The following is an 18,415-nucleotide window of genomic DNA, read 5'->3' on the forward strand; positions in this document are numbered from 1 at the left end:
ATAGTCGGATCAGGGTTTCATCGGATATCTCCGGTCGTTGCTCAGTCTTCGCCCGTCGACGCCGGCGCGACGTCGCGATTGAAGCAGGATCAACGACGTGGCTTTCGACCCCTTCCTCCTGCAGCAAGCGGTGGATCCAAAAGCCGTCGAGACCCGCCTCCTGAATCACGATGATCGGAACGACATGCCCCGTGCGGACCTGCACCTTGTCCTTGAGCTGACAGAACCGCGCCCGCAGTCCAGCGACATCGCCGCTGCGAACCGTATGCTTCGACATCTTTTCTGCCCCGCCCGGCGACAACGATGTAATCAGCCAAGTCGATCGACTAAGTTCCAACGAGACGAAAATCGCGCCAAGATCGGTGCGGATAGCGCTCGGCGCTTGCTGTGGGCCAGTGATAATTTGCATGGTCGCCTCCAGAGTGGGGTGGGTCAGCAACCTCACTCTCTGACAGAGAGTCGGTCGCTAGCTACCCCCATGGGATCTCTTCTCATCGACGGAAAGCACCAGGGCCTTCTCCGGTGGATCGACGTAGAGGCCGACGATGTCCTCGACCTTCGCGACGAAGTCGGGATCGTTCGAGATCTTGAAGCTGCGCACGAGATGCGGCTTGAGGCCGTGTTTGGCCCAGATGCGCTGCACGCTCGTGTGGCTGATGCCCATTTCTTCCGCCATCAATCGTACGCTCAAGTGCGTGGCCTTGGCGGGACGCTCCTTCACGGTCTTCTCGACGACCTTGAGCGTCATAGCAGCGCTGAGCGGCTTTCGGCCAGGCGGCTTGGAGCGGCCTTTGATCAGACCATCGACACCGGCCTCGGCAAAATAGTCCTGCCAGCGCCAGACGGTGGTCTTCGAAACCTCGACCTCACGCATCATCGCCGCGACGCCATGACCGTCCGCCGTCATCAGCACGATCCTCGCTCGCTTGGCGATCTTTTGCGCCGTGTTTCCATCGGTGAGCAGTTGCTCCAGTTCCCTGCGAGCCTTGCGATCAAGTACAATCAAGTCGTTTCCCATGCCGCGAGTGAATCATGTTCGCGACAAGGCGGGATTCAAATGTCAGTGACAGAACACTAGTGGCCTCCTTCGCTCGGCCAGGTATTAAAGGTGGCAAGATCCTCTTTCACTCAGCGCTGACGCGCCGGGATTTCATCGCCTGCGCCGCGCAATCTCGTCGGCGACTGCGCTCGCGGCGCGTAAAAGTCGTTCATGAAGGGTCTCAAACATGTCGAGAATCTCATCATTGGGTTCATTCCTGCCCTCTTCGATGGCCTCGGCAACCAGTTCGTCGAGAGGCGTTTCCGTCAATTGACCTTTCTCGAGAAGGTATTCATATAGCCCGTCACTGCTGGGCTGCGGTTGGATGCGGCCGTCGGAGTTGCACCAAACCCCGAATGTCTGATGCCCCATAACGGCTTGCTCGACCACCTCCGCCTCCAGTGGGATCAGCGTACCCCACGGCTCGTCCTCCTCATCGACGAATCCTGCCACGTACATCTGTTGCTCCTCAGCGTCTTCAGCGCGAGGGCGGAAGAACGGCGTTAGGATGATTTGAGCGGGTTTTGCCATAACAATCTCCAGGGGGCTCAAGCACCAGTTGCATCAGTACATGGCAGCATCAGGGCCTGCGCCGAACACGCCGGATCATGCAAGAATGCAAACTGTACGAGCTGCTGTCGGCGCCCCTCGAATTAACAGCTATGGCTCAAAGAGCCGCCACTATTTCGAGCGCGGCCGCCGCTGCGGGGAGAGCCGCGCCATTCGACTTATTCTCCCCCCTCGTAGAACAGCTCCAGCGGCAGGCCCACTAAGGCCTTTCCGATCCAGTCGCGCGCGATGACATTGGACGGACCCATCGCAATCGCCGCGCGCGCGTCGCGATAGGCCCGTTCGATCGGCCCGCGGTGATAGCCGTAGCCGCCTGTCACCGTCAGCGCCGTCGCCGCAACCTTGTTGGCGACCTCAGCGGCGTGCACCTTGAACTCGGTCAGCGGGATCAGGATCTCGCTTTGCGGCTTTCCGGCGCGCCAGAGCACGTCGAGCTTGGCTGCGAGTTCGTTGCGCCACGGCCGCAACGTCTCAACCAGCACCTTGGCCGCGCCAAGTTCCTGGCGGATCGCCTGATAGTCGGAGAGACTCTTGTTCTTGTCCTTGTGGATGAAGCTCGTGGTGTGGGCGATCGCAGCGTTCAAGGCGCCGCGCGCGACCCCTTCCCAGACCGCGCCAAGCCCAATCAGATAGACCGGCGAAACGCCGTCATAGATGATTTCCTTGCCCTGCCCTTCAGCGCCGAGCCGGTCGCGTTGCGGCACCCGCACATTGGTGTAGCGAATCGGGCCGGAGTGGTTGGCCCGCACGCCGAGCGCATCCCAGGGCCGAGACTCTATCCCCTCCGCCTTGCCGTCGACGATGAAGAAGATGATGTCGGCCTGGTCCTTGGCACCAGGCGTGCGGGTCTGCACCACATAATAATCAGCCTGGCCCGAACTCGTCGTGAACGATTTCTCGGCGTTGACGCGGTAGTCGTCGCCGTCGCGTGACGCTTCGGACAAATTATACCACCAGTGGCCGCCGGTGGCGCGTTCGCTGGTCGAATATGTGCCGAGCAGGCTGCCATTGCTTGCCTTCAGCCAGCGCTCCTTCTGATCGGTGTTCCCGAACAGGTTGATCGTCTGTGCCGCGCCGACATGCATGACATAGACGAGGCCGGTGGACGCATCGGCCTGCCCGATCCGGTAGGCACCCTCGGCGAAGTCCAGATGGCTGAGGCCAAGCCCGCCGAACTGGGTCTCGTTGAGCACACCGGTCCAGCCGGCCTCCGCCAACGCGCGAAGATTCTCGCGTGGAAAGCGGCTCTCGCGGTCGTTACGGTCGGCATTCACCTTCACGGTCGCGTCGATTGCGGCATCGAGCCTGGCATAAGCGTCGTCGTCGATCTTGCGTGCGAGATTGTCGTTGGCCATGGTCATCTCCGGGTTGCAGTCATGCGACAGCCTCTGTCGGCTGCCTCCGGCTCAGATCGCCCTGCGACGATCCGCCGAGATAATGTGTCTTGATGTCGGCGTGCTGGCGCAGCTCGGACGCCGCGCCAGCCAGCACGCTGCGCCCGTTCTCGAGCACCACCGCGTGATCGGAAAAGCGCAGCGCCACGGTCGAATTCTGCTCGGCGACCAGGATCGACAGCTCCTGCTCGCTGTTGAGCTGCTTGAGCGCGCGAAAAATTCCCTCGACGACGAGCGGCGCGAGCCCCATCGACGGCTCGTCGAGTACCAGAAGCCGCGGACGCGACATCAAGGCGCGGCCGATCGCCGTCATCTGCTGCTCTCCGCCAGAGGTCAGACCGGCCAGCGAACGGCGATGCTCCTTCAAGCGCGGAAACAGCGCGTAGACCCGGTCGAGATCTGCGACGATTTCTGCCCGCGGCGCATCGCGCCCCATCGCGCCGGTGATGAGGTTCTCTTCCACCGTCAGCGAGGCAAAGCAGTGCCGCCCCTCGAGCACCGGCACGAGACCGGCGCGCACCAGCGTCGCCGCCGATATGCCTGCAACGTCGCGGCCGTCGAACACGATACGGCCGGCGGTGATCTGGCCGCGGCGGGCGGAGAGCAGCGCCGAAACCGCCTGCAGAGTGGTCGATTTGCCGGCGCCGTTGGCGCCGAGCACGGCCACGATCTGGCCGCGCCGCACTGCGAGGGATACGTCGCTGACCGCCGCGATCGCGTGATTGTAGGTGGCGGCCAGCCCCTCGACCGCGAGCAGAATTTCACTCATCTGTCGATCCGTGGCGTTGCAGGCCGCGGGAGCCGGGAAGGCTCCCGCACCTGTCGCAGCATCAGTTGCTGACCGCTTCGTCGCCGGAGGTCCGCACCTTGATGCCGTGCTCCTTTGCATAAGCGGCCGCGGACTTCTCGATGATCGGACGAAGGAAGGCCCAGTCCGGCGCGATCCAGCCCGAGACCACCTTCCATTTGCCGCCGTCCCACTGCTGGAACGTGACGCGGCCGTCGCCTTCGTGATTGTCCCAGGTGACGTTGATCGAATGGAACAGATCCTTGGCGCCGAGCGCTTCGACCCGCGCCGGATCGAGCTGCAAATGCTCGAAGCCCCAGCGCACCTCGTCACCAGTCAGGGTCCGATTGCCGAACTTCTTCTGCGCGATCCTGATCGCCTCAACATTGAGGATGCCGTTCACGATTCCCAGATTGTGATAGACGCTGCCGATCCGCTTCTTGTCGTCGAGGTTGCCCTTGCCGGCGCCGTAGACCGTCTTGATCACCTCTTGGAGCACCGGATATTGCTCGCCGGAGGCCTGCGTGGTGATCGCGATGTAACCCTTGGCGGCATCGCCGGCCGGGATCACGTCTTCCTCGGAGTTGGACCAGACGTTGCCGATGATGTGGTCGGCGGGAAAGCCGACCTTTTGGGCGGTCTTCAGCGCCACCGGATTCATCACGCCCCAGCCGCGCAGCACCACGTAATCGGGCTTCGATCGCCGGATCGACAGCCATTGCGATTGCTGCTCGTTGCCGGGATGCGGCACCTCGATCTGCTCCAGGCTGAACTGATATTTGTCCGCCAGCAGCTTGTAGATCGGAATGGTTTCCTTGCCGTAGGGCGAGCCGTGATAGAGCACGACGAGCTTCTTGCCCTTCAGCTTGTCGACGCCGCCCTCCCGGCTCGCAATGTAGTTCACGATTCCCGAGGTCTCGCTGTAGGGATTGAGCAGCAGCGGGAAGACGTAGGGAAACACGCGGCCGTCGGTCGAATCGGTGCGGCCGTGATTGATGGTGATGAGCGGCACCTTGTCCTTGGCGATGCGGTCGATCATGGCGTAGGCGATGCCGACCGACAGCGGATTCCAGGCAGCGACCCCTGGCCGTCCCTTCAGCCGCTCATAGACCTCGACGCCGCGTTCGACCTCGTACTGGGTCTCGCCCTCGTCCCAGGTCAGCTTGACCCCGTTGACGCCGCCGTCGCGGATATTGACCAAATTGAGATAGTCGATGAACGCGCCGAAGAAACCGGTGCCGCCGGCCGCATAGGGGCCGACCCGGTAGCTTTGCAGGGGGAAGAACTGTTCGTCGGCCCGGACTGCCGGTACGCCGGCCAGCACGGAGGCGACCCCCGCGGCGAAAGCAAATTTCAGATATCTCGATTTCATCATCCTCAGTCTCTCCAGTGGTGCAAAATTCATGTGTTGCGCGCGGCGACCTGCCGCGTCAGAACCGTCCAAAGTCGATCCCACAGCGCGATCAGGCCGCGCGGTTCGGCGATCAGGAATGCGATGATGAGCGCGCCGACCACGATGCGCTGGCTCATCTCCAGCACGCCCGAGTCGAACACGCCGCCGAGCAAGGCCGCACCGGCGCGTGACAGGATCAGCGGGAACACTACGATGAAGGCGGCGCCGAGAAACGCGCCGCGCAGCGAGGCCAACCCGCCGATGATGATGATGAACAGGATCTGGAACGAACGATCGAGATTGAATCCGGCCGGCTCGACCGTGCGCAGATAAGCGAAGGCCCACAACACCCCGGCAATCCCGATCAGGAACGAGGAGACGCCGAAGGCCAAGAGCTTGGTACGCAGCAGCGGCACGCCGATCACGTTGGCGGCGAGCTCATGATCGCGCACCGCGACGAAGTTGCGGCCGCTCTGCGAGCGCAGCAGCCGCAAGGTCAAGAACGTCGCGACCGTCACAACGCTCAGCGAGAACACGTAGCGCCCCGCCGGGCTGGTGAACGATAGACCAGCCACGCTGAGCACCGGAGCGTCGATCACGCCGGACGGATTGTCGTTGGAGAACCAGCCGAACTTGGTCAAGGCCCATTGCACGAAGAATTGCGCGGCCAAGGTCGAGACCGCGAGATAGAAGCCGCGTAGGCGCAGGCTTGGCAATCCGAACAGGATGCCGAGCGCGGCCGCGATGAAGCCGGCGAGCACCAGATCGACGAGCAGCGGCAGTTCCGGCAGCCGGAGGTGAAGATTATAGGTGGCGTAGGCGCCGACCGCGAGAAAGGCGGCGGAGCCGAGCGACATCTGGCCGGCATAGCCGGTGAGAACATTGAGCCCGACGGCGGCGAGCGCCAGCGCCAGAAACGGCGTCAGTACCGCATCCAGCAGGTAGTCCGAACCGACCAGCGGAATGACGCCACACGCAACCACCGCCGCGACAGCGATCGCGATGGTCCCGGCGCCGGGCGCGCGCTCTCCTGTCGATGGTGCTGCGCTCATCGCCCTAGACCCTCTCGACCAGCTTCTGCCCGAACAGCCCCGCCGGCCGCACCAAGAGCAGCACCAGCGCGACGACATAGGCGGCCCAGGCCTCGATGCCGCCGCCGAACAACGGCCCGACATAGACTTCGGCAAGCTTCTCGATGGCGCCGATCAAGAGACCGCCGATGATCGCGCCGGCAATCGAATCGAAGCCACCCAGCACCAGCACCGGCAGCGCCTTCAGCACCACAAGGGACAGCGAGAACTGCACGCCGAGCCGCGCCCCCCACAACAGTCCTGCGACCAGCGCGACGATGCCGGAAGCCGTCCACACACTGGCCCAGACCCGCGGCAGGCGGAGCCCGACGGCGAGCGCCGCAAACGGATCATCGGCGACGGCGCGGAACGAGAGCCCGGTCCGCGTGTAGCGGAAGAACAGCGCGAACAGCACCACCAGGCTTCCCGCGACCACTGCTGCGAACAGATCGAAGCGGCTGATGAAGACGCCGGCGATATCCAGCGGAACGTCGCTAATCCCGATATCGAGACCGTGAACCTGCGTGCCCCACAACAGCTGCGCCGCGCCCTCGATCACGTAGGACAGCCCGAGCGTTGCCATGAACAGGGTGATCGGCGGCTGGTTGACGAGCGGCCGGAGCACCGTGCGCTCGACGATCACACCCAGCACCACCATGATCGCCAGCGTGAGCAGAAACGCGAGGGGAAACGAGACCCCACGCTCGACCAGGCTGACGAAGGTCAGCGCGGCGAACAACAACATGGCACCCTGCGCGAAGTTGAGCACGCCCGAGGTCTTGTAGATCAGCACGAAGCCGATCGCGACCAGCGAGTACATCACCCCCGACAGCAGGCCGCCGACCAGCACCTCGATCAGAAACTGATAGTCGAACATCAGACCGCGAGCTCCGTGACGTCCTGATGCGCGACGCCGAGATAGGCGTCGATCACGGCTTGATCGGATCTCACCTCGTCGGGCGTGCCGTCGGCGATCTTGCGGCCGTTGTCGAGCACCGCGACGTGATCGGACAATCCCATGACGACCCCGATGTCGTGCTCGATCAGCACGATCGTGGCCCCGTAGCTGTCGCGCGCATTGCGCACATGCTCGGACAGTTCGCGCTTCTCGCTCAAGGTGACGCCCGCGAACGGTTCGTCCAGCAACAGCAATGTCGGCCGCGCGACCAGCGCTCGCGCCAGCTCCACCCGCTTCTGCAAGCCATAGGGCAAGCTTCCGGCAGCGCGCTCGCGGACATCGCCAAGGTTAAGGAAGCCAATGACATCCTCGACGGCGGCGCGATTCTCGGCCTCGATCCTGCGCGCCAGCGGCGAGCCTATGATCTGGCGCAGGAAACCGGCGCGGACGCGGTGCGCGAGCCCCATCAGGACATTGTCGAAAACCGACAGCCCCTTGAAGATCGCGAGGTTCTGGAACGTGCGCGCGACGCCGTGCGCGGCCAGGTGCGCCGTCGGCACCTGGACGAAGGCGCGCTCGCCGAGCCACACTTGGCCGTGGTCGGGCCGATAGAGCCCGCTGATGACGTTGAGCAGCGAGCTCTTGCCGGCTCCATTGGGCCCGATGACCGCACGGATTTCTGCCCGCGCGACCTCCAGATCGACGTCGCGCAGCGCCGTGACGCCACCGAATGTCAGCGAGACATCGCGCAACGCCAGTACCGGGCGGGGCGCGCAATTTCCGGCCTGCGCGAGCACCCGATCGGGAGCATCGGCGGTCGCCGTTGCGCGCGCCTTCCCCTCCGCTGGAGCAGCCTCCAGCGCGAGGGCGCCAGCGTTCGTCGCCATCGCGGTCACCTCGCCAAACTCCCGTTCACTCGGCAGCCTGGGCGTGCGCGGTTGTTTTCGCTTCCAGCGCACGGACAAGCGGAATGACGCGGCCGCCGAAATACTCGACCTCCTCCTGGAAATGCAGGAAGCCGAGCAGTACGAGATCGACGCCGACCTCCTTCAACGCGACAATGCGCTCGGCGATCTGCTCCGGCGTGCCGATCAGGTTGGTCTTGAAGCCGTCATTGTACTGGACGAGGTCCTCGAAGCTCGATTTCGCCCAATTACCCTGGCCTTCCGGTGAGGCCTTGCCGGCATTCTTCACCTCATGGCCGAAGGCATTGACCGCCTCCGGATCGGCCTTGACGATGATTTCGTCCAGCACCGCACGCGCCTCGGTCTCGCTCTCGCGCGCGATCGCAAAGGCGTTGACGCCGATCTTGACGGAATGATTGTTGGCGCGCGCCTTGGCCCTGATGTCATCGACCTGCTTCTTGATCTCCTCGACCGAGTTGCCGTTGGTGAAGTACCAATCCGACACCCGCGAGGCCATGTCGCGCGCGGCGCGCGAGCTGCCGCCCTGGAAGATCTCGGGCAACGGATGCGCCGGCTTCGGCTTCAGCGTGTAGTCCGAGAAGCGGTAGAAATCGCCACGGAACGTAAAACTGTCCTGCGTCCAGATTCCGCGGAGCGCGCGGATGAATTCCTCCGAGCGGCGGTAGCGTTCGTCGTGATCGAGCCGGGGCTCGCCGATCGCGGTGAACTCGCCGCGGAACCAGCCGCTGACGATGTTGACGGCGACGCGGCCCTCGGTGAGCTGGCTGATGGTGGCGATCTGCTTGGCCGCCACCGCCGGATTCCATGGCCCGGGCAGCAGCGCCGCGATCACCTTCAATTTTTTGGTCGCGGCAAGCAAGGCGTGGCTGAACGCGACCGGCTCATGCTGGAACTCGGCGCCGTAGCCGGCGGTGAAGCGGATCTGGCTCAGCGCATAATCGAAGCCGCTGTCCTCCGCGATCTGCGCAAGGCGGCGGTTGTAGTCGATGTCCCATCCGGTTCGCTGCTCGATCTTGCTGATGACCAGCCCGCCGGAGACGTTGGGCACCCAATAAGCGAATTTGATCTGATCATGGCTGGCAGTCATTCGAATACCTCATGTGGGTTGGCATGCGACGACAGGACGTCATGGGAAGCAGACAGCACGATGCATTCACGCTGCGCCGGGTCAGCGGGTTTGAGTGAGGCTGATTGAAACCGTTATCAGCCCGGGAACTTTCGGAAGGTCGGCGCGATCAGGAATTCCGATCGGCAACGCAGTCGGTGCGTCAACAGCAGACCGTGCGACACGACGTTCGCAATGCGCAGGTTTTCGTTTCGTCGAAGACGTCGGTGCACGTCATCAGCATTCCCCTCGCAAGCACCATCGATTGACAATCAATAGTCTCAGAGAAAGCGCGGCTGAGCGAGTCCAAGCCAAACTCTTTTTCGGCGAGTCCGAGAAAGCGGTATCCGTTTGTTGGCGCGAAACGGATCGATTGTGCTGCGCGGTTGAAATCTCACTCGTGTCGGCGAGTGCAAACGCCAGGGGAATCATTGGCGGATCACCATTATGTGCTTCGGCGTGGGACCCCGACCATCGGTGCCAGGATCGCATAGTTTGGGTTCAACGAAATCAATGGCTTGGAGGGGTCGCCATAGCGCCGATGGCGGTCATTTTTCGATCAGCATTCACAGCTGCCCGCCGGACAGTCGATCGGAAACTCGCTCTCAACCGATGAAAGCGTCGAATCCATCGCCGCAGAGCTCGGCTATTCCGACGCAAGAAGCCTGCGCCGATTCCATAAGGCGGCCATGGGGACCACCCCGCGGCAGATTCGTCCCCCAGGGCATCTCTGCCCACAGCGACGATGGGGCTATTGGCTCACGATTGCAGGCGATCGGCGCGATGATGGGCACTTAACCGACAGGCTCAGACCTACGAAGCGCTCGAACGGCCGCAACAGGCGGGCGTGACGGTTTTCCCGAGAACGCAAGCTTCTTCTTCATCGGTCGGCTGTCGGACACATCATCCCAGAGGGCTCAACCGCACCAGCGGCGGCGAGCCCTCTCGTAATTTGAGGAGACTAAGGATGTGGCGCTTCAGTCGCACGAACTCGGATTCAGTCACAAGCTCGGCGTGACGAGGCCGGCCGAACGGAAGGTGGACGTTGTCGATGACCCGCCCCGGCCTGGCACTCATGACAATGACACGATCGGCCAGGAACAGCGCCTCCTCGATATCGTGCGTCACGAACACTGTGGTGGTCGGAATACTGGTCCAGATATCGAGCAGAACCTCCTGCATCATGCTGCGCGTCTGTGCGTCCAGAGCGCCGAACGGTTCGTCCATGAGCAGCACGCGCGGCCGGTTAATGAGAACGCGCGCGATCTCGACACGCTGTTGCATGCCACCGGAAAGCTGCGAGGGATAAAATCGCTCGAAGCCGGCGAGGCCGACGAGCCGAAGAATCTCGTCGGCGGCGCGGTGCCTCTCGCTCCTGCCGACACCGCGCATTTTCGGACCGAATGCGACATTTTCCCGGACGCGCTTCCAGGGGAACAACGTATGCTGCTGGAACACGATGCCCCGATCCGGGCTCGGCCCCACGACGGGCTGATCGTCTACCGTCAACCGCCCGCCCGTCACCAGCAGATGTCCCGCCAAGGCGCCCAGTAAGGTCGACTTCCCGCATCCGGAGGGGCCAAGCACGCAGACGAACTCGCCCGGCGAGACCGCAAAGTCAAGATCGCGGACCGCCTCGAAGGCATCCGCACGCTCTCCGAGCGAGATCGAGATTCGTTCGATCTCGATCCGTCCGACCGCCCTTGTCGAAATATCGGACGCCCGCACGTTCATCGCGCGACTACAGCACGGTGCCACGGCATCAGATAGTGGCCCAACGTCGTCAGCAGCCAGCTACTGCCCATTCCGAGCAGGCCAATGACCAGCATACCGACAATGATGTCGGCATAGTTCTGCAACGTGTAGGCCTCTCAGGTGTTGTAGCCAATCCCAAACTGACCGGAGATCATCTCTGCCGTGACCAGGCAGAACCACGATGTGCCCATGCCGATGGCAAACCCGGTGACAATGCTGGGGGCAGCCCCCGGCAGCACGATCTCGCGGAGGATGGCGGGAGGCGTGCCGCCGAGACTGCGCGCGGACGCGATCAGCCGCCGGTCGATGTTCGCAACACCGTGCACGGTATTGAGAATGATCGGGAACAACGCGCCGATGAACGTGATGAAGATCATCGACGTTTCCGACGACGGGAAGATCAGGATCGACAAGGGTATCCAGGCCACCGCCGGGATCGGTCGCAGCAGTTCAAGAGGCGGAAGCAACAGATCGCTGGCGGCGCGTGAACGGCCGATCGCAAAGCCGAAGGCGATCCCGAACACGACCGCCGCGCCGTATCCCGCGAACACCCGCGACAGACTGCTGCCGACATGGGCCAATAGCTTGGGTGATTTGAGCAAAACGATGGCGGACTGCAGGACCTCCGTCGGAGGCGGTACGTTACGGAACGTGACAATGCCCAGGTTCAGATGCTGCGACGAGGCAAACTGCCACAACGCGATGCAGGTGACGATCGACAGGCCGCGAACCAACCAGCGCGCTCCCGGCAACCGGTCGACGGTGCGCCCGATGGTCATTGCTCATCGGCTCGCCACAAGAGATTCGCGGGCACCAGCATAATCGACCACGGTACCGCCGTGCTCCTTCGACCATTTTTCCGCTCCATCCTTGAGGAGGAAAGCGCTGAGCTCACCCTCCGGCGAATGCACGAACCAGGCCTGGCTCGCAAAAAGCTTGATGCCTGTTTCACGGTCCTGGGCATAGACGACGCGAACCACCTTGCCTTCCTTGTCCAGTGTAGCAAGCGCCTTCAAGGCATTCTCAGGAGAGCTATAGTGACGAACGAGCGGCTCATCCTTGACCCAAATCTGCGCGGTCCGGCTGAAGTCCGTGATTTCGGCTCCAGTCGTCGCGTCATTTGCCTTCAAGGCGAGCTGATCGTAATTCTTCAACTGCGCATCATAGTCGCGGCCGGATTCGGCGGACGCGGTGCGGATGTACTTGTCGGTCACGAATTGATTGACATCGAGGTCGCTGTCGGTGCGCTTGAGGAACTTCAATGTCTTGATCGAGGTGGCTACCGCCTGACGATATTCCAGCTTCCACGTTACGTCGCGGGTCTGCAGACCGAGCGGCCCGTGGAACAGATAGACCACCTCTGCTTCGATGCCGGTAACCTTCGCGATCAGCTCGCTGTACTTCTCGGGTTCGGTCGCGATCAGGCGATCGGCCTCGAGCGCGGCACGCAGATAGGCAATGACGATCTCCGGATATTTCTTGGCGTAGTCGGCATCCACGAGCGCGCCGTGGAAGGTCGGCGTATTCGCCTGCGAGCCGTCAAAGATCTTGCGCGCAAAGCCGCGCCAGGGAAACAGCTCGGCAAACGGAACGAAATCTGCGTGAGCCTCGATCTTGTTCGCCTGCAGCGCAGGACCGGCAACTTCGGGCGCCTGCGTAATGATATTGACGTCCGTTTCCGGGTTCCAGCCCTTGCGCTCGATCGCGCGAAGCAGCATGCCATGCGACGTCGACGCAAAGGGGACCGAGATCGTTCTGCCCTTGAGATCGTCGATCGACTGCACCGGCGAATTCAAAGGCACGACAATGCCGTTGCCGCTGCCCTTGGTGCTGCCTGACAGAACGCTGATAAAGAGGCTACGACGGCCGGCCTTCTGGAACGCCACACCGTTGAGCGAGCCGGGGAAATCCGCCATCGCACCAAAATCGAGCTTGCCTGCGACCATCTCGTTGGTCAGTGGCGCGCCGCTGGTGAAATTCTTCCACTGAATGTCGTAAGTGGCATCCTTGTACTTGCCGTCATGCGGCAGGAACTTCTCCAGCAGCTTCAGTTCGCGGATTAGAAGGCCGCCCGTCGCGCAGTTGATGGTGGTGTCCTGCGTTCCAACCGCGACGCGGATCGTTTCAGCATGCGAGCCAACGGCCAGTCCAATCGCGGCAATCGCAGCCATGGCAGTCGTCTTCAGAAAATGAAAAGAGATCATCATGCCTGTCCTTGGCTATCGATCGACGGCGTAGAGCCGCCCACAAATACTGCGGGACTATCCGGCTCATACTACGCAGGCTGAAGCAATTACTTGCATTGCGCCGTACCGATCGCTTGCCGTCGTGATCCCGTCACGATGAGCGACCGCGACGTTGAATGATTTTCTCGCGGCGACCCAATCGACAGATGAATCCTTTCGATGGGATGCCGTTCACGCATCACCTTTCCTAAGTGCATTGTAGGTTTATCAAAGAAGTGGACTTTGCCTTCCCGTCACCCTTAGCTATCGGCTTGGCAGCTTGAGGTGATCCGGCGGCAATGACGATACTGAAGGAAGCATCCGAACCCGATTCACGGAGCCTGTTGGCGCGAGCGGGTGTTACCGTGGACAGGAGCCATCGGATGCGGCAGGCATTTGCAGTGATCCCCGCCCCGCAGGCGACCGGCGACGATTCCGCGCTGTTCATGAGCGAAAGCGTCGACGGGCTCGACGTCGGCGCGCACTTTCTCGATCGTCTGTCGGCAGAACAGAAGGCAGAGGTCCAGGCAGCCGGGCGCACCATCTTGGTTCCGCAAGGCGACATCGTGTTCAGCCAAGGCGAGCACCACAACGGCATCTTCATCATCCGGCGGGGCCAGGTCTGGGTCTATTACACCGCGCCGTCGGGCCGGGAAATCACCCTCGCCTACTCGACGCCTGGCCATTTCATCGGCGGCCCTGAGATTTCCGGTGGCGGACCGCACATGTGGTCCGGTGTCGCGATGGAGGATTGCGAGATCACGGCGTTACCGAGCGCCGCCCTGCAACGGCTGCTGATGCAAATGCCAGCCTTCGCGCTGGCGCTGATCGATGGGTTGATCGCCAAGGGCAAGTGCTATTCGTCGATGGCGCAGATGCTCGGAACCCGTTCGGTGATCGAACGGCTTGCGCAGTATCTTTTGAACCTCGCCGAGCTTTACGGGATTGCCGACGGCGACATTGTGATCGTCAATCGAAAGGTGACGCACGATCAGATTGCCGCCATGGTGGGTTCGACCCGGCAGTGGATCACGATGATGCTGAAGCGATTCCAGACCAAGCACATCATCGCGATCGAGGACGGGGTCATCCGGATCAAGCGGGTCGATCTGCTCGAGAAGATCCTGTTCAGGGAATGATCAGCCCTCCCCGATCTGGCCCAACGCCCAGACCACTGTCTTTCGAACATCGGGATCCTCATCGCCGGCATGCGCAGCGAGCGTGTCGCGGGCGCGCGGATCGGCGATATCGCCGAGCGCCGCAGCGGCATCCTTGCGCAACGAAGGCAACTCGTCATCGAGGAAAGCGAGGATGGCGCCGACAGCGTCCCGGACACGGAGCCTGCCCAGGTTCTGAATCGCCTTCTGACGAACCTGCCAATAGCTGTCGGCGAGCGAGCCGACCAGCGCTGTTGCCGCCGAAGCTTGACCGATCCGCCCGATCGCATCCGCCGCAGCGGCCCTGATCTGCCACTCCCGATCGGAAAGCGCGGCGGCGGCGGCCTGGGCCGCTACGTCGTTCCGCGCAAACGACAACGCATTGACGGCCGCAAGCCTTACCTCGCCAGATTCATCCCGGGTCGCACGGATTAGCGACGGCAGGTTCTCAGTCTTCTTGAGATAGCCGATCACACCGACCGCCTGCACGCGTACAGCTGGATCGCCGTCACCGAGCGCCGCAATCGCGGGGCCGAGCGATGCATCGACCTGGAGCGCCTTGAGCGCACGAAAGATCGCGGCGCGCACAAAGGCCGAGGAATGTGTTGCCAGCGGCTGCAACACATCGCTTGCCGCCGGATCACGGAGTTCGGCAAGACTGTCGGCAGCCGCTTGGGCGACGTCTGCCTCGGGATCGAGGACGGCACCCGTCAGCGCTCTGGCCGCATCGATGCCGTCGAACTCGCCGAGCGCCTGCGCGGCCTGCTGTCGGACCTCCGGTGCAGTGTCTTGGGCGGCCCGCGCTAACAACGGAATCGCCTCCTCACTCGACGTCTCGACAAGGTCGAGCACCGCAAGCCGGCGCACCGACGGGTCCTCGCTCGCCATTCGCTCAGCGATCTCGCCGAGGTCTCCGAACACTTCGAACGGCTCGAACACGGTCATGTCAGCGCAGCAGATAGGGGATGTTGACGGTTACAGCGCCGGTCGGGCAATCCGTCTCGCAAGGCATGCAATACCAGCACTCGTCATACTTCATATAGGCCTTGCCGGTGAGATCGCTGATCCGGAGCACGTCGAGTGGGCAGACGTCGACGCAGACAGTGCATCCCTTATCGGCGATGCATTTGGCGTCATCCACGATGACTGGAACAGTGGTGGCGTATGAGCAATCGGCATGACACATTCACCTGTTCAGGCATGCTGTCGGATGCGCTGGCGATCATAGGCCGAGCGCTCGAACTCATCGATCGGGACGATATAGGGCGCGACCGGCCGCTTCTCCATCGTCATTCGCCCGTCCCGCTTGCGCAGGATACTGTGACAGAACCAATCATCGTCGTTCTTCTCCGGGTATTCCACCCGTTGATGATAGAGGCCCCAGCGGCTTTCGGTACGAAACAGCGAGGCGAACGCCGCCATCTCGGCGCAGTCGACGATCGAGGCGACTTCCAACGAACGCATCAACTCGTGCGCGTCGCGCACCACCATCGCGCTTTCCATATCGTCGCGGATCTCCGCGAAACGCGCCTGACCAAGCTTCATCTTCGCCGACACTTTCGGCGGCTGAAGATAGTCATTCACGAAGCGCCTTGTCTTGTATTCGAGCTGGTTCGGCGGGATGCCGTCGTCGCGCCTGGTAGCTGCCAGTACCCGCTGCTGCTCGCGTACGACGTCGGCCGTATCATAATCCGCTAGGTCGATATTACCGGCCACTTCCGCTGCGTGCTCGCCCGCCACTGCGCCGTTGGTGAAGGCGCCAAGCATGTAATTGTGCGGAACGCTTGCCATGTCGCCAGCCGCATAAAGGCCCGGCACCGTGGTGCGCGCGAATTCGTCGACATAGACACCGGATGCGCTGTGACCGGAGCAGAATCCGATCTCGGAAATATGCATCTCGATCATGCGCTCCCGGTAGTTTGTGCCGCGATTGTCGTGGAATCGTCCCCGCGATGGCCGCTCGACCTGATGCAGGATCGCCTCGATGTTCCTGATCGTGTCGCTATGCAGATGATTGAGCTTCAGGAACACCGGCCCCTTGCCCGATTGCAGCTCGTTATAGAACTCCTGCATCATCTGTCCGGACCAGTAGTCGCATTCGATGAAACGGTTGCCTTCGCTGTTGGTGGTGTAGGCCCCGAACGGACCAGCCACGTAGGCGCAAGCGGGACCGTTGTAATCCTTGATCAGCGGATTGATCTGGTAGCATTCGAGATTCGCGAGCGCGGCGCCGGCGTGAAAGGCCATCGCATAGCCGTCGCCCGCGTTGGTGGCGTTCTCATAGGTACCCCAGAGGTAGCCCGACTGCGGCAGCCCAAGCCGGCCCGCCGCGCCTGCACAAAGGATAACGGTCTTCGCGCGCAGCACCAGGAACTCGGCGCTACGCGTATTGACCGCGATCGTGCCGGCGATCTGCCCGTCACGTCCGGTCAACAGGCGCGTCGCCATATAGCGGTTGGAGATCAACACCTTCTCGCGGCGAAGCTGGCGGTAGAGCGCCTTCTTGACGGTATCGCCGTTCGGCATCGGCAGCACGTAAGAGCCGAGGTGATGAACCTTCTTGACGTCGAAATCGCCGTTTTCGTTCTTCTGGAACTTGATGCCGAAGCGGTCGAGCTCCTGAATGACGTCGAAGCAGCGCGAGGCATATTTGTACACCGGCGCCTGGTCGCAGATGCCGTCATTGGCGATCGTGATTTCCTTGGTGTACTGCTCGGGCGTGGCGTAACCGGGAACGACGGCGTTGTTCAGCCCGTGCATGCCCATTGCGATCGCGCCGGAGCGTTTGACGTTTGCCTTCTCCAGGAGCACGACGCACGCGCCCGGACTGTGGCGCTTGGCCTTGTAGGCCGCCATCGGACCAGCCGTGCCGCCGCCAATCACCAGCACGTCGCAGATGACCTCCGTCAGGCCACTTTTGATCTCATCCATGAGCCGACCTCACGCTGGGTGCTGCCCGGCAAGTTCGCGCAGGTAGGACCACGGATAGATGCCGCGGTCATGGCCGTCAGAGAACGAGAGCCGCAAGGCGTAATTCCCGATCGGCTCGATGGCAACGACGTGGAGCCCCGGTACAATCGGGAGTTCGATGCCGTCAACCAGCCGCCGGATTTCGCTGGCCGCGCGGCTGGCCCGACGTAACGTCTCCGCCGCGAGCAAACGGGTTCCGCAGTCCGGCCAGGTCAACGCCAGCGCCGTGGAATTTTCGCGTAGTTCCACCTGAATTGGTTGCACCGTCACCTCGCATTGATAGCGTCACGCCTTGTAAGCCGATGCCGGTACCTGGCACCCGCAATAAATTGCTTTCGCTACTTCGTGACCAGGCGACCAGAGGCTCGCTCGATCTGCGGGCCCTTCTGTCCGGCCTGCCTCCGCGCCGTACCAGGGCAGCAACCTGCGGACTGCGCGTTCAAACAGGAGATCGGCCGCAAAGCCCATCGCGCCGAGCACCATCAGCCCTACGAACATCTCATCGACCCGAAATACATGTTGCGACATCTGGATTAGGTAGCCGACCCCGAACGCCGCTCCGGCCAATTCCGCCGCCACCAGAACGACCAGCGCAACCGACAGGCTGACGCGAAGCCCGGCGATGATGAACGGCAGCGCGCCGGGTATGACGACGGTTCTACGGATTGGCACGGGATCCGGCTGACGCGGCGCGAGGGCAGCCACGGTCTCGGGCCGGTCGTCGAGAAGATGGGGCGTCATGGGTTTCACGATCGAAGCGAAAGGCGAGCCGAGCGTCTATTGGGCCGGCGATACCGTGTTTTATCCGCCCGTCGAAGAGGCTATTCGAACTACCGGCCCCGATATCGTCATCATTCATCCCTGCGGTGCTGGAACGGTGATCTCATCGCGATGGACGCTGAGCAGGCTATCGCCGTATGCAAGGCGTCTCCTCGTTCAATCGTTGTCGCGACCCATATGGAAGCGCTTGATCATGCGACAGTCAGAAGGGACGATCTTCGGAAGCTTTCGCTGGCGCAGGGCGTCACGCCCGAGCAGCTCCGAATTTCGGACGATGGTGAGCTCCTTGAGCTCGGCGCCAGCGATGTGATCGAGCATTGCGGGCCAAGCCTGGCAAGCGCCCGCT

18 protein-coding genes and 3 pseudogenes are annotated in these 18,415 nt (G+C 62.4%); 2 read left to right on the plus strand and 19 right to left on the minus strand.

The window, feature by feature from the left end; translation table 11 throughout:
• Positions 1-4: 4 nt before the first annotated feature.
• The 10 genes and pseudogenes from ACVJGD_RS26110 to sfnG form a co-directional block, all read right to left on the minus strand.
• A pseudogene (locus tag ACVJGD_RS26110) lies at positions 5-409 on the minus strand (IS110 family transposase); the annotation flags it as partial.
• A 57-nt stretch (positions 410-466) separates the two neighbouring features.
• Positions 467-1,006, minus strand: a complete 540-nt coding sequence (locus ACVJGD_RS26115) for an IS630 family transposase (RefSeq protein WP_456636993.1) — start codon at positions 1,004-1,006, stop codon at positions 467-469.
• A gap of 144 nt (positions 1,007-1,150) precedes the next feature.
• The gene (locus tag ACVJGD_RS26120; RefSeq protein ID WP_456636994.1) at positions 1,151-1,570 is read right to left on the minus strand and encodes a hypothetical protein; all 420 of its coding nucleotides are present in this window, start codon (positions 1,568-1,570) and stop codon (positions 1,151-1,153) included.
• Positions 1,571-1,767: 197 nt separating this feature from the next.
• The gene (locus ACVJGD_RS26125) at positions 1,768-2,964 is read right to left on the minus strand and encodes an acyl-CoA dehydrogenase family protein (protein ID WP_456636995.1); all 1,197 of its coding nucleotides are present in this window, start codon (positions 2,962-2,964) and stop codon (positions 1,768-1,770) included.
• A 19-nt stretch (positions 2,965-2,983) separates the two neighbouring features.
• Positions 2,984-3,772 (minus strand): ABC transporter ATP-binding protein, encoded by a 789-nt coding sequence (locus ACVJGD_RS26130; protein ID WP_456636996.1) that lies wholly within the window; start codon positions 3,770-3,772, stop codon positions 2,984-2,986.
• Positions 3,773-3,833: 61 nt separating this feature from the next.
• Entirely contained in the window at positions 3,834-5,165 is a 1,332-nt protein-coding gene (locus tag ACVJGD_RS26135) for an ABC transporter substrate-binding protein (protein WP_456636997.1), read from the minus strand.
• 26 nt (positions 5,166-5,191) lie between these two features.
• A complete protein-coding gene (locus tag ACVJGD_RS26140; RefSeq protein WP_456636998.1) occupies positions 5,192-6,235 on the minus strand; it encodes a branched-chain amino acid ABC transporter permease in 1,044 nt (347 codons plus the stop codon).
• 4 nt (positions 6,236-6,239) lie between these two features.
• A complete protein-coding gene (locus ACVJGD_RS26145; RefSeq protein WP_456636999.1) occupies positions 6,240-7,130 on the minus strand; it encodes a branched-chain amino acid ABC transporter permease in 891 nt (296 codons plus the stop codon).
• Positions 7,130-8,038, minus strand: a complete 909-nt coding sequence (locus ACVJGD_RS26150) for an ABC transporter ATP-binding protein (RefSeq protein ID WP_456637000.1) — start codon at positions 8,036-8,038, stop codon at positions 7,130-7,132. Before ACVJGD_RS26150 ends, ACVJGD_RS26145 begins: the two co-directional genes overlap by 1 nt.
• Positions 8,039-8,063: 25 nt before the next feature.
• Positions 8,064-9,164, minus strand: a complete 1,101-nt coding sequence (sfnG, locus tag ACVJGD_RS26155) for a dimethylsulfone monooxygenase SfnG (RefSeq protein WP_456637001.1) — start codon at positions 9,162-9,164, stop codon at positions 8,064-8,066.
• Positions 9,165-9,772: 608 nt separating this feature from the next.
• Here sfnG and ACVJGD_RS26160 point away from each other — a divergent pair.
• Complete coding sequence (locus ACVJGD_RS26160) at positions 9,773-10,033, plus strand: AraC family transcriptional regulator (RefSeq protein ID WP_456640374.1); 261 nt, start codon at positions 9,773-9,775, stop codon at positions 10,031-10,033.
• A 52-nt stretch (positions 10,034-10,085) separates the two neighbouring features.
• Here ACVJGD_RS26160 and ACVJGD_RS26165 read toward each other — a convergent pair whose 3' ends face one another.
• From ACVJGD_RS26165 to ACVJGD_RS26175, 3 genes and pseudogenes are all read right to left on the minus strand, one after another.
• Entirely contained in the window at positions 10,086-10,916 is an 831-nt protein-coding gene (locus tag ACVJGD_RS26165; protein ID WP_456637002.1) for an ABC transporter ATP-binding protein, read from the minus strand.
• Positions 10,913-11,716: pseudogene (locus ACVJGD_RS26170) on the minus strand (ABC transporter permease). Before ACVJGD_RS26170 ends, ACVJGD_RS26165 begins: the two are co-directional and overlap by 4 nt.
• Before the next feature lie 3 nt (positions 11,717-11,719).
• Positions 11,720-13,108: an ABC transporter substrate-binding protein gene (locus ACVJGD_RS26175; protein ID WP_456637003.1), complete on the minus strand. Its 1,389-nt coding sequence runs from the start codon at positions 13,106-13,108 to the stop codon at positions 11,720-11,722.
• A gap of 437 nt (positions 13,109-13,545) precedes the next feature.
• Here ACVJGD_RS26175 and ACVJGD_RS26180 point away from each other — a divergent pair, with 437 nt between their 5' ends.
• On the plus strand, positions 13,546-14,301 hold the full coding sequence (locus tag ACVJGD_RS26180) for a Crp/Fnr family transcriptional regulator (RefSeq protein ID WP_456637004.1): 756 nt from the start codon (positions 13,546-13,548) through the stop codon (positions 14,299-14,301).
• Here ACVJGD_RS26180 and ACVJGD_RS26185 read toward each other — a convergent pair whose 3' ends face one another.
• The 6 genes and pseudogenes from ACVJGD_RS26185 to ACVJGD_RS26210 all read right to left on the minus strand — a co-directional run bounded on the left by ACVJGD_RS26185 (position 14,302) and on the right by ACVJGD_RS26210 (position 18,387).
• Positions 14,302-15,264 (minus strand): HEAT repeat domain-containing protein, encoded by a 963-nt coding sequence (locus ACVJGD_RS26185; protein WP_456637005.1) that lies wholly within the window; start codon positions 15,262-15,264, stop codon positions 14,302-14,304.
• A gap of 1 nt (position 15,265) precedes the next feature.
• Positions 15,266-15,498 (minus strand): annotated as a pseudogene (locus ACVJGD_RS26190) (4Fe-4S dicluster domain-containing protein).
• A gap of 15 nt (positions 15,499-15,513) precedes the next feature.
• Complete coding sequence (locus ACVJGD_RS26195) at positions 15,514-17,250, minus strand: fumarate reductase/succinate dehydrogenase flavoprotein subunit (RefSeq protein ID WP_456637006.1); 1,737 nt, start codon at positions 17,248-17,250, stop codon at positions 15,514-15,516.
• A gap of 9 nt (positions 17,251-17,259) precedes the next feature.
• Complete coding sequence (locus ACVJGD_RS26200; RefSeq protein WP_456637007.1) at positions 17,260-17,553, minus strand: gamma-butyrobetaine hydroxylase-like domain-containing protein; 294 nt, start codon at positions 17,551-17,553, stop codon at positions 17,260-17,262.
• Positions 17,554-17,574: 21 nt separating this feature from the next.
• Positions 17,575-18,030, minus strand: coding sequence for an ABC transporter permease (locus tag ACVJGD_RS26205; RefSeq protein WP_456637008.1), 456 nt, complete (start codon positions 18,028-18,030; stop codon positions 17,575-17,577).
• Between the two features lie 195 nt (positions 18,031-18,225).
• Positions 18,226-18,387, minus strand: coding sequence for a hypothetical protein (locus tag ACVJGD_RS26210; protein WP_456637009.1), 162 nt, complete (start codon positions 18,385-18,387; stop codon positions 18,226-18,228).
• Positions 18,388-18,415 lie beyond the last annotated feature (28 nt).

The sequence above is a fragment of the Bradyrhizobium sp. USDA 10063 genome (assembly GCF_054063735.1).

What these genes read in the sequence shown, in the direction of transcription:
- ACVJGD_RS26120 (WP_456636994.1), bottom strand. Translation starts at nt 1,570, where the DNA reads ATGGCAAAACCCGCTCAAATCATCCTAACGCCGTTCTTCCGCCCTCGC.
- ACVJGD_RS26125 (WP_456636995.1), bottom strand. Translation starts at nt 2,964, where the DNA reads ATGGCCAACGACAATCTCGCACGCAAGATCGACGACGACGCTTATGCC.
- ACVJGD_RS26130 (WP_456636996.1), bottom strand. Translation starts at nt 3,772, where the DNA reads ATGAGTGAAATTCTGCTCGCGGTCGAGGGGCTGGCCGCCACCTACAAT.
- ACVJGD_RS26135 (WP_456636997.1), bottom strand. Translation starts at nt 5,165, where the DNA reads ATGATGAAATCGAGATATCTGAAATTTGCTTTCGCCGCGGGGGTCGCC.
- ACVJGD_RS26140 (WP_456636998.1), bottom strand. Translation starts at nt 6,235, where the DNA reads ATGAGCGCAGCACCATCGACAGGAGAGCGCGCGCCCGGCGCCGGGACC.
- ACVJGD_RS26145 (WP_456636999.1), bottom strand. Translation starts at nt 7,130, where the DNA reads ATGTTCGACTATCAGTTTCTGATCGAGGTGCTGGTCGGCGGCCTGCTG.
- ACVJGD_RS26150 (WP_456637000.1), bottom strand. Translation starts at nt 8,038, where the DNA reads ATGGCGACGAACGCTGGCGCCCTCGCGCTGGAGGCTGCTCCAGCGGAG.
- sfnG (WP_456637001.1), bottom strand. Translation starts at nt 9,164, where the DNA reads ATGACTGCCAGCCATGATCAGATCAAATTCGCTTATTGGGTGCCCAAC.
- ACVJGD_RS26165 (WP_456637002.1), bottom strand. Translation starts at nt 10,916, where the DNA reads ATGAACGTGCGGGCGTCCGATATTTCGACAAGGGCGGTCGGACGGATC.
- ACVJGD_RS26175 (WP_456637003.1), bottom strand. Translation starts at nt 13,108, where the DNA reads ATGGCTGCGATTGCCGCGATTGGACTGGCCGTTGGCTCGCATGCTGAA.
- ACVJGD_RS26180 (WP_456637004.1), top strand. Translation starts at nt 13,546, where the DNA reads ATGCGGCAGGCATTTGCAGTGATCCCCGCCCCGCAGGCGACCGGCGAC.
- ACVJGD_RS26185 (WP_456637005.1), bottom strand. Translation starts at nt 15,264, where the DNA reads ATGACCGTGTTCGAGCCGTTCGAAGTGTTCGGAGACCTCGGCGAGATC.
- ACVJGD_RS26195 (WP_456637006.1), bottom strand. Translation starts at nt 17,250, where the DNA reads ATGGATGAGATCAAAAGTGGCCTGACGGAGGTCATCTGCGACGTGCTG.
- ACVJGD_RS26205 (WP_456637008.1), bottom strand. Translation starts at nt 18,030, where the DNA reads ATGACGCCCCATCTTCTCGACGACCGGCCCGAGACCGTGGCTGCCCTC.
- ACVJGD_RS26210 (WP_456637009.1), bottom strand. Translation starts at nt 18,387, where the DNA reads ATGCTCGATCACATCGCTGGCGCCGAGCTCAAGGAGCTCACCATCGTC.